Here is an 8,325-nt window from a genome sequence, read left to right as displayed (position 1 = left end):
TCATAGTTACTAATTCTGTACGCAAACGTCGCACTTTGAATCAGCTTTGTACGCTTTGACCCGTACAGGGCTAACTACAAGCCTCTCTATCGGATTCTTGCTAAATGCAACCTCTCCGACTACCTTTCTCCCTATATTTAACGAACCATTAATATCTGCTCCATAGAGATAACCTGACGAACTTCTAAACAATCCTCTTTTAACTCTCTTGCCCAAATATTTTTGGTTCTTCGTTACTTGGTATGGTTCGATAGGGGGGCATAAATCGACTAAATCCTTATCTGGCAAAAGACTCAATTGATTAGCTCGTTCTAGATAGAAAAAAATTGGCAAAAATCGAAGCAATGTCTTTCTATGTAAGGGTTTTATCCTTTATAACCCCCCTCCATTGCATAAGTAGTCGTGCAAAATTAATTTCCTAGTGAAGATAGGCAAGAGGCAAGAGGCAAGAGGCAAGAGGTGGTTAGATATGTGTAATTAATTTTGCTTAGGTACTTAACACAAACCGAAGAACCATATTTTTCTTGTTTGCCAATTGGTTCCAAATCTAAGAAACTACATTTAGACGTATAGCTTTCATTAGTCGTAATGACTTTTATTCCGACTAAAATTGCCTTGTAAGTTAGTTGTTCAATAAATCTTGAGTGAGGAATATTCACAAATGACTGATTATTTCTATCCCCAATATTAAGGTTTTGTTTCCAGCCTTGATTTTGACCAATAACTAAAAGGTTAATTTGATGAGCTAGTAATTTATCAATAATATATTTAGGGCTTGCTGAATAAATGTGAAATGTAGGCAAGGTAAGGGTTTTGTGGCTTTGTGGCGCGAATTAGCGAATTGTTTCTAAAAGTTCAACAGTATCTTGTCCAGTCTGTGTTTGAGAGAGTAAAACAGGAATTCCTAAGATAATAATAGATATAATCGTAACTATTTGAGGGCTTTTTAATAATTTCCATTCCCTAGATATAGGACTATTCTCTCCTGTAAAAAATGAACTTGCATCCCCTAAACCTGTCACAATCGCTACTATTAAGTATAACAAAAATATGAGCTTTTCCCAAGGCTTGAATTTTCTGAGAAAATAATCAAATTCATACTTAATAATTCTTGCAATAATTATTCGTTGTTGATCCTTCATCTAATTTCAAGTTTCTTTGACAATAAAAGGGACTGGATAAATCCTATCAATTCTAAATAAAACTGTTGTTTGACGATTTTCCCAAACTAATTTTTCAATGATAACATCTGCGTAGGCAACCCAATGTTCATTTACTAAAGGAATGGGAACATCAACAGGAATAATTCTATAATCTTCTTTGCTCCCTTGATACTGTTTAGATAATTCCAAACTTTCTGGATAACCTTGAGATGGTTTTAACTTTAAAATACTATTCACTTCACAGGGCATCCCCATAAATTTTACTTCTTTATTTTCTGAGCAGAGGGTGAGCTTTTCATAGCTCACCCTCAACCTTCATACTAACTCAAAACACCAGAAGGAATCCCTAAGATATCCTCAATTTTAGGTAAATCTTCTAGGGGAATTACCCGGCCTTCATCCTCAAAACCAGCGATTTCATTAAAGTTCAAATAGCGGTATAAATCGCCAGCAAAAGGATTAATTTTCTCGGTGACAATTGCGAGGTATTCCTCGACGGTGGGAATGCGTCCTAGCAGCGCACAAACCGCTGCTAATTCGGCGGAACCGAGATAGACTCGCGCATCTTTTCCCATGCGATTATTGAAGTTACGAGTCGAGGTAGAAAATACCGTTGCTCTGTCTTCAACCCGCGCTTGATTACCCATACAAAGGGAACATCCCGGCATCTCGGTACGCGCCCCAGAAGCGGCAAAAATGCCGTACATTCCCTCCTCGCGCAATTGTTTTTCATCCATGCGGGTGGGGGGACAAATCCACAGTTTAGCCTTAGCAACTCCTGCTCCTTCTAATATCTTAGCGGCGGCGCGATAATGACCGATATTAGTCATACAAGAACCGATGAACACCTCATCGATTTTATCCCCAGCGCATTCCGACATTAACTTGATATTATCGGGGTCATTGGGTGCGGCGACAATTGGTTCTTTAATCTCGCTTAAGTTGACGGTGATAATATCCGCATATTCGGCATCCTTATCTGCCTCCATCAGAACGGGATTAGCTAACCATTGTTCCATTTTTGCTACCCGACGTAGGATAGTTTTGGCATCACTATAACCCCGGGCCGCCATATTTTTTAACAGAGCCACATTAGAACGTAAATATTCCGCCACTGTCTCGGTACTTAACTTAATCGTACAACCGGCACAGGAACGTTCCGCCGTGGCATCGGTTAACTCAAAAGCCTGTTCTAATTTCAAATCCGGCAGCCCTTCCATCTCCATAATGCGACCGTTAAAAACATTTTTTTTGTTCTGTTTTTCCACGGTTAATTTGCCTTCTTGGATGGCAACGTAGGGAATAGCATTAACAATATCGCGCAGAGTTACACCTGGTTGTAATTCCCCCGTAAAACGCACTAAAACCGATTCCGGCATATCCAAAGGCATTACTCCCAAAGCGGCCGCAAATGCCACTAAACCCGACCCCGCAGGAAAGGAAATTCCCAGGGGAAAACGAGTATGAGAATCGCCTCCAGTCCCCACCGTATCCGGCAATAACATCCGATTTAACCAGGAGTGAATAATGCCATCTCCCGGACGTAAAGCCACCCCACCCCGGGTAGAGAAAAAGTCGGGTAATTGGTGATGAGTTTGAATATCAACCGGTTTGGGATAGGCTGCCGTGTGACAGAAACTCTGCATGACTAAATCGGCGCTAAAACCTAAACAGGCTAACTCTTTTAACTCGTCTCTGGTCATCGGACCGGTGGTATCCTGAGACCCTACCGTAGTCATAATTGGGTCACAGGAAGTACCCGGCCGCACCCCGGGTAAACCGCAAGCTTTGCCGACCATTTTTTGCGCTAGGGTGTAACCTTTACCCGTGTCACTAGGCATAGTGGGACGGGTAAATAGGGTACTAGCCTCAAGTCCCAAGGCGTGACGGGTTTTATCGGTGAGACTGCGACCGATTAAGAGGGGAATACGACCGCCGGCGCGCACTTCATCCAGAATTGTCTCAGGTTTGAGGCTAAAAGTGCTAATAGTTGCGCCCGCTTCGTTGGTGATTTTGCCTTCGTAGGGATAGATTTTAATCACATCCCCCGTGTTCATTTGGCTAACATCGCATTCAAGCGGTAAAGCGCCGGAATCCTCGGCCGTATTAAAGAAGATAGGGGCGATTTTACTGCCTAAAATATAGCCACCAGCACGTTTATTAGGCACAAAGGGAATATCATCGCCAATATGCCAGAGAACCGAGTTAATTGCCGATTTTCGGCTGGAACCAGTCCCGACCACATCCCCCACATAGGCGACCGGATGGCCTAATTTTTTCAATTCGGCAATGGTTTCTAAGGACCCGGGTTGACGGGTTTCTAACATTACCAAGGCATGAAGGGGAATATCAGGCCGGGTGGTGGCATGGGGAGCGGGAGATAGGTCATCTGTATTGGTTTCTCCCGGGACTTTGAAAACGGTGACGGTAATTTCTTTAGCAAGTTTCGGTTTAGCGATAAACCAAGCGCCATTGGCCCAAGCATCGATAACCTGTTTAGCATAGGGATTGGTGTCGGATAAGTCCAAAACCTCGGTAAATGCGTCGAATACCAGCAGGGTTTTACTTAAAGCACTGGCACTGGCAGCGGCGATATTAATATCTCTGGATTTCAGCAGTTCAATCAGAGAATGAACGTTATAACCACCTACCATGGTTCCCAGTAAGCTAACCGCACCCTGAGCGGAGATAACGCTAGATTTTATTTCACCTTTGGCAATTCCTGTTAAAAATCCCGCTTTAACGTAGGCCGCTTCATCAACTCCGGGGGGAACACGGTCACGCAGCAGGGTCAGCAATTCTCCTTTGAGTTCTTCGGACGGATTTTTGAGCATTTCGCATAATTCCGCCGTTTGTTGAGCATTGAGGGGAAGGGGAGGGATACCTAATTTCGCTCGGTCGGCAACGTGCTGATGATAGGCTTCTAACATAGGTCTATTGTCTCCTAGTCTTCACTTGTGACGGTTTCTTCCTAGGTTACTGGATTTTTGCTAGTCTCTGAATTTCTAGGTTAACGAGAGATGACTTTGCTGTTTGACTTCCATAAAATGAGAAAATAGCGATCGATTGACTATATTGAGGCTTAGATAATGGCTATCACCGATTCTGATCTAGATTTAGCACAATATATCGACCATTCTCTCCTCATCCCCACCGCCACCCGTGAACAATTAGAGGCTTACTGTCAACAGGCTGATCAATATCGTTTTCCCACCGTCTGCGTTTATCCCGCTGCCGTTAAGCAAGCTGTGCAGTTACTCCACGGCAAAAAAACTTTAGTTTCTACCGTGATTGGTTTTCCCGCAGGGGCCACTACCTCCGCAGTTAAACGTTATGAGGCTTTAGAAGCCGTAGATAATGGTGCTAAGGAGTTAGAGGTGGTTATTAATCTCGGTTGGCTAAAAGATGGGAAATCTGAGCAATTATTCCAAGAAATTGCTAGTATTTGTCAGGAAACCGGCCAGACAGTGAAAGCGATTCTGGAAACCTCGCAACTGACGGACACCGAGAAACGTTTAGCGGCGGAAATTTGCATGGATGCAGGAGTCAGTTACCTAAAAACCAGTACCGGCTGGTTTGGAGGTGCAACGGTTAGCGATGTCAAGTTTCTCAAGGAAATTAGCAAAGGCAGGGTAGGAATTAAAGCATCCGGCGGAATTCGCACCCTAGAACAAGCGATCACTCTTATCCGGGCCGGGGCCACCCGTCTGGGAACTTCCCGCGGTGTCGATTTAGTCCGTCAGCAAAAAGCTGCCTTTGAGGAGTAATACTAAATCCTGTTTAAAAGGTATAGGAAAGTGGGGAAGTGGGGAAGTGGGGAGAATAAATAAAAAATAATCTCCTGTCTCCTGAATCCTGTCTCCTGAATCCTGTCTCCTGAATCCTGTCTCCTGAATCCTGTCTCCTGACAGCTAAAATGATGGCTGACATTCAATAAAAATAAGGAGGTTTATTTGTCGATAATTCGCTGTGGTAATCGAGAATTTAGAGATATTCAAGGGATTGTTTTTGATAAGGACGGTACGCTAGAGGATTCGCAGGCTTTCTGGTACGATCGAGCTATAGCCCGGGTACAAGCCATTGAATCGCGAATTCCGGGTTTAGAGTCTTTATTAACTAAAACTTTCGGTATTGGGGCAAATAGTCTCAATCCTGCTGGTTTAATGGCAGTGGGCAGCCGCAGAGATAATCATATCGTCGCTGCCGGTTGTATTGCTTCCACCGGCCGGGATTGGTTAACGGCAATGGCGATCGCAAAAGCGGCCTTCCAAGCGGCCGATGAAAAGGTTCCCCCCCGCTTAAATCCCCTCTATCCCCAATGTTTAGAAGTAATTCGTTATCTGCACGCGGCCGGTTTACAATTGGCGATTCTTTCCTCCGATACCACAGCACGAGTTGAGCAATTTGTCAAGGAAAATCACCTATTAAATTATATTAAAATTGCCCAGGGCTGCGATCGAGGTTTAAGTAAACCCGATCCCCTATTATTGCAAGAAACCTGTCAAGCTTTGGGGACCGCAGTGGACAAAACCCTGATGGTGGGGGACACTAGGGCCGATTGGGAAATGGCTAAACAGGCAAAATCAGCAGCTGCGATCGCAATTAGTTGGCAACCAGAAAACCATCAAGATTTACAATTAGCTGATGTGGTCATTAGAGAACTTACTGCCATCTCGGTTATCAGAGCCGAATTTTCAGTTCACTGATTACTGATTACTGTTTACTGTTCACTGAAAAACCCCACTTCCCCACTTCCCAATTCATAATTCCCTCTATGCTAACAATTGCCTTACCGAAGGGTGCTTTACTAAACGAAAGTATCCAAATATTTCAGAAAATTGGCTTAGATTTTAGTGCCTTTCTTGACTCAAAAAATCGCCAATTACAGATTACCGACCCCACTAACCAAGCGAAAGCGTTATTAGTCAGAGCCACAGATGTACCAGTTTATGTAGAATACGGTCAGGCACAATTAGGCATCGCCGGTTATGATGTTTTATCAGAAAAATCTCCCGATGTGGCTAATTTAATTGACCTAAAATTTGGTTACTGTCGGATGTCGGTAGCTGTCCCTGCTGATAGTCCCTATCAAAGTCCCTTAGATATTCCCCATCACGGTAAAGTTGCCTCAAAATTTGTCAATTGTGCTAAGGATTATTTTCGTCGTTTAGATATTCCCGTCGAGATTATACCTCTCTATGGTTCCGTAGAATTAGGCCCGATTACGGGGATGTCAGAAGCGATAGTTGACCTAGTTTCCACCGGTCGAACTTTACGCGAAAATGGTTTAGTAGAAATTGACGAATTATTTGCTAGTAGCGCTCGATTAATCGCTCATCCCCTCAGCTATAGACTAGATCGCGATCAGATTTATAACTGGGTAGAAAAGCTCAGAGAAGCAACTACATTAATGGCAAAAGTTTAAGGAAAATATAGGTTAGTTTGGGGCAGTATTTCCCCCTAACCTAATTGTTTTAAGAGTAAACCAATGAGCGCACCAGCCAGAATTAACCAAGTAGAATTAACCTGAAAACGTAGTAAAAGAATAGCGGAGATAAGAGATAGAATGATAGCCAATAAATTAAAAGGTAAATTCCCGTAGGGTTGTAACCAAGTAGCTAGAGCTAAATTAAAAATTACCGCTACCATTAAAGCCACGGCACTAGCATTAATTGCATCTAAAAAAGCACCCGCCCAAACCGATTCTCTCAGCTTAGGAATAAGAGGATTAAGTAATAAAACAAAGATAAAAGAAGGAAAGAAAATCGCTAGAGTAGCCACAATTGCCCCCGATACTCCTAATATTTGATAACCGATAAAAGTGGCTGTGGATAACACCGGTCCGGGGGTAAATTGACCCACAGCAATAGCATCTAATAATTGTTGCTGGGTTAACCATCCTTTCCCCTGCACTAAATCCCCTTCTAAAAAGGCAACTAACACATAACCACTACCAAATAAAACACTACCCACCTTGAGGAAAAATAGCCCTAATCCTGTTAATGTCGGTGGGATGTTGCTAGGAGTAGCAACCGCCGTCGCACCGCCTATTCCTGCCACAATCAGGGGGAAAGTAGCGAATTTTTTTAGGATAAACATCCCGATAATTCCGCCTAACAGTAAAGCGATAACTTCATTTAAACCTAAGATTAATAATCCGATAACTCCCAATCCGATGAAGAGTAATTGACGGGTTTTTAGTGCCTTTTTACCTAAGCGCCAGAGTGCCTGAAAAATCACCGCAATTACTACCGGTTTAATCCCCGCAAAAATCGGGGCCACATCGGGTAAAGTCCCGTAGGTAGTATAAATCCAAGCTAGAAAACCCGTAATTAACACCGCAGGAGTGATAAAACAAACCCCCGTGATTATTAAACCCGCTAAACCACCAAAAATATAACCGATATGAATGGCCATTTCCGTGGAATTAGGACCTGGAATCAGATTAGTTGCCCCCACCAAATCGAGAAATCGCTCCTTAGTCATCCAACCGCGACGCTTAACCACTTCTTCCTCCATTAAAGCGATATGGGCAGCCGGACCACCAAAACCGATAATGCCGATTTTGAGAAATAAAAGGGCAAGTTGTGAGAGATTGGGAGGCGATGAAGTTAGCATTTTCTGATTACCAATAGTTTTTCTAGAATTAAGTTTATATCCAAAAGAATAGGCTTAAGCTAAATTCTTAGCTAGATCTGGTCAATCCTAAAATCCCATAATTGCAAAAGTGTTTTACACAAACTCAATCATAAGTATTTAATACTCCCGTTCAAGTAAATTTGATACAAAAAAAGTTAAGAAAACTTTATAAATAATATTGATTAATTTGTCTATAATAAAGCCCATTAATGCCAACTGAAACCATAATAAACCATCAATAATAGTCAATTATTAAAATTGATTATTATCTATACCAAAGAAACTCTATGGACAGCTTGCCGCCCAAGACTAACCAGTTTTCAGATACTCAAGCGCCGGCAGCGAGTCCACTTTTAGTTAAAGATATCTTCCCCGGTTTAGGTAGCTCCTACCCCGGCAGTCTGACGGCATTATATAGCGTTTCCTGTTCGCAAGAGGTACATTGTCGATGGTGAAAAGCTTAATCAGCAAAGGTTTGACTGTGCCACACAGGTGTGAGAAACGCTATATAGTTTTACCAATA

The 8,325-nt window shown here is 42.7% G+C and carries 7 protein-coding genes and 1 pseudogene; 3 read left to right on the top strand and 5 right to left on the bottom strand.

The genetic code is table 11. From position 1 onward, the window contains the following. Positions 1-515: 515 nt before the first annotated feature. From IM500_RS24830 to acnB, 4 genes and pseudogenes are all read right to left on the bottom strand, one after another. A pseudogene (locus tag IM500_RS24830) lies at positions 516-770 on the bottom strand (IS200/IS605 family accessory protein TnpB-related protein); the annotation flags it as partial. A gap of 63 nt (positions 771-833) precedes the next feature. Continuing rightward, positions 834-1,142 carry a hypothetical protein gene (locus tag IM500_RS15780; protein WP_242034737.1) on the bottom strand — a complete coding sequence of 103 codons (309 nt, stop codon included), beginning with the start codon at positions 1,140-1,142 and terminating at the stop codon, positions 834-836. A gap of 6 nt (positions 1,143-1,148) precedes the next feature. Then, entirely contained in the window at positions 1,149-1,469 is a 321-nt protein-coding gene (locus tag IM500_RS15775; RefSeq protein WP_287738921.1) for a DUF2584 domain-containing protein, read from the bottom strand. Between the two features lie 14 nt (positions 1,470-1,483). Continuing rightward, positions 1,484-4,093: a bifunctional aconitate hydratase 2/2-methylisocitrate dehydratase gene (gene acnB / locus IM500_RS15770; protein ID WP_287738919.1), complete on the bottom strand. Its 2,610-nt coding sequence runs from the start codon at positions 4,091-4,093 to the stop codon at positions 1,484-1,486. Positions 4,094-4,252: 159 nt separating this feature from the next. On the opposite strand from acnB, the gene deoC reads away from it, so the two are divergent. The 3 genes from deoC to hisG all read left to right on the top strand — a co-directional run bounded on the left by deoC (position 4,253) and on the right by hisG (position 6,588). Then, complete coding sequence (gene deoC / locus IM500_RS15765) at positions 4,253-4,930, top strand: deoxyribose-phosphate aldolase (RefSeq protein ID WP_190723210.1); 678 nt, start codon at positions 4,253-4,255, stop codon at positions 4,928-4,930. Positions 4,931-5,116: 186 nt separating this feature from the next. Further along, on the top strand, positions 5,117-5,869 hold the full coding sequence (locus IM500_RS15760) for an HAD family hydrolase (RefSeq protein ID WP_190723211.1): 753 nt from the start codon (positions 5,117-5,119) through the stop codon (positions 5,867-5,869). Positions 5,870-5,937: 68 nt separating this feature from the next. After that, positions 5,938-6,588: an ATP phosphoribosyltransferase gene (gene hisG / locus IM500_RS15755; protein WP_190723212.1), complete on the top strand. Its 651-nt coding sequence runs from the start codon at positions 5,938-5,940 to the stop codon at positions 6,586-6,588. Between the two features lie 35 nt (positions 6,589-6,623). Here hisG and chrA read toward each other — a convergent pair whose 3' ends face one another. After that, positions 6,624-7,781 carry a chromate efflux transporter gene (gene chrA / locus IM500_RS15750; RefSeq protein WP_002797252.1) on the bottom strand — a complete coding sequence of 386 codons (1,158 nt, stop codon included), beginning with the start codon at positions 7,779-7,781 and terminating at the stop codon, positions 6,624-6,626. Positions 7,782-8,325 lie beyond the last annotated feature (544 nt).

The sequence above is a fragment of the Microcystis sp. M179S2 genome (genome assembly GCF_020245805.1).
Lineage (GTDB): Bacteria > Cyanobacteriota > Cyanobacteriia > Cyanobacteriales > Microcystaceae > Microcystis > Microcystis aeruginosa.
Note: the sequence above shows the minus strand (reverse complement) of the source record. Positions and strands in the feature narration are given on the sequence as shown.

Coding starts and splice junctions, on each gene's coding strand:
- deoC (WP_190723210.1), top strand. CDS start 4,253: ATGGCTATCACCGATTCTGATCTAGATTTAGCACAATATATCGACCAT.
- acnB (WP_287738919.1), bottom strand. CDS start 4,093: ATGTTAGAAGCCTATCATCAGCACGTTGCCGACCGAGCGAAATTAGGT.
- chrA (WP_002797252.1), bottom strand. CDS start 7,781: ATGCTAACTTCATCGCCTCCCAATCTCTCACAACTTGCCCTTTTATTT.
- IM500_RS15780 (WP_242034737.1), bottom strand. CDS start 1,142: ATGAAGGATCAACAACGAATAATTATTGCAAGAATTATTAAGTATGAA.
- hisG (WP_190723212.1), top strand. CDS start 5,938: ATGCTAACAATTGCCTTACCGAAGGGTGCTTTACTAAACGAAAGTATC.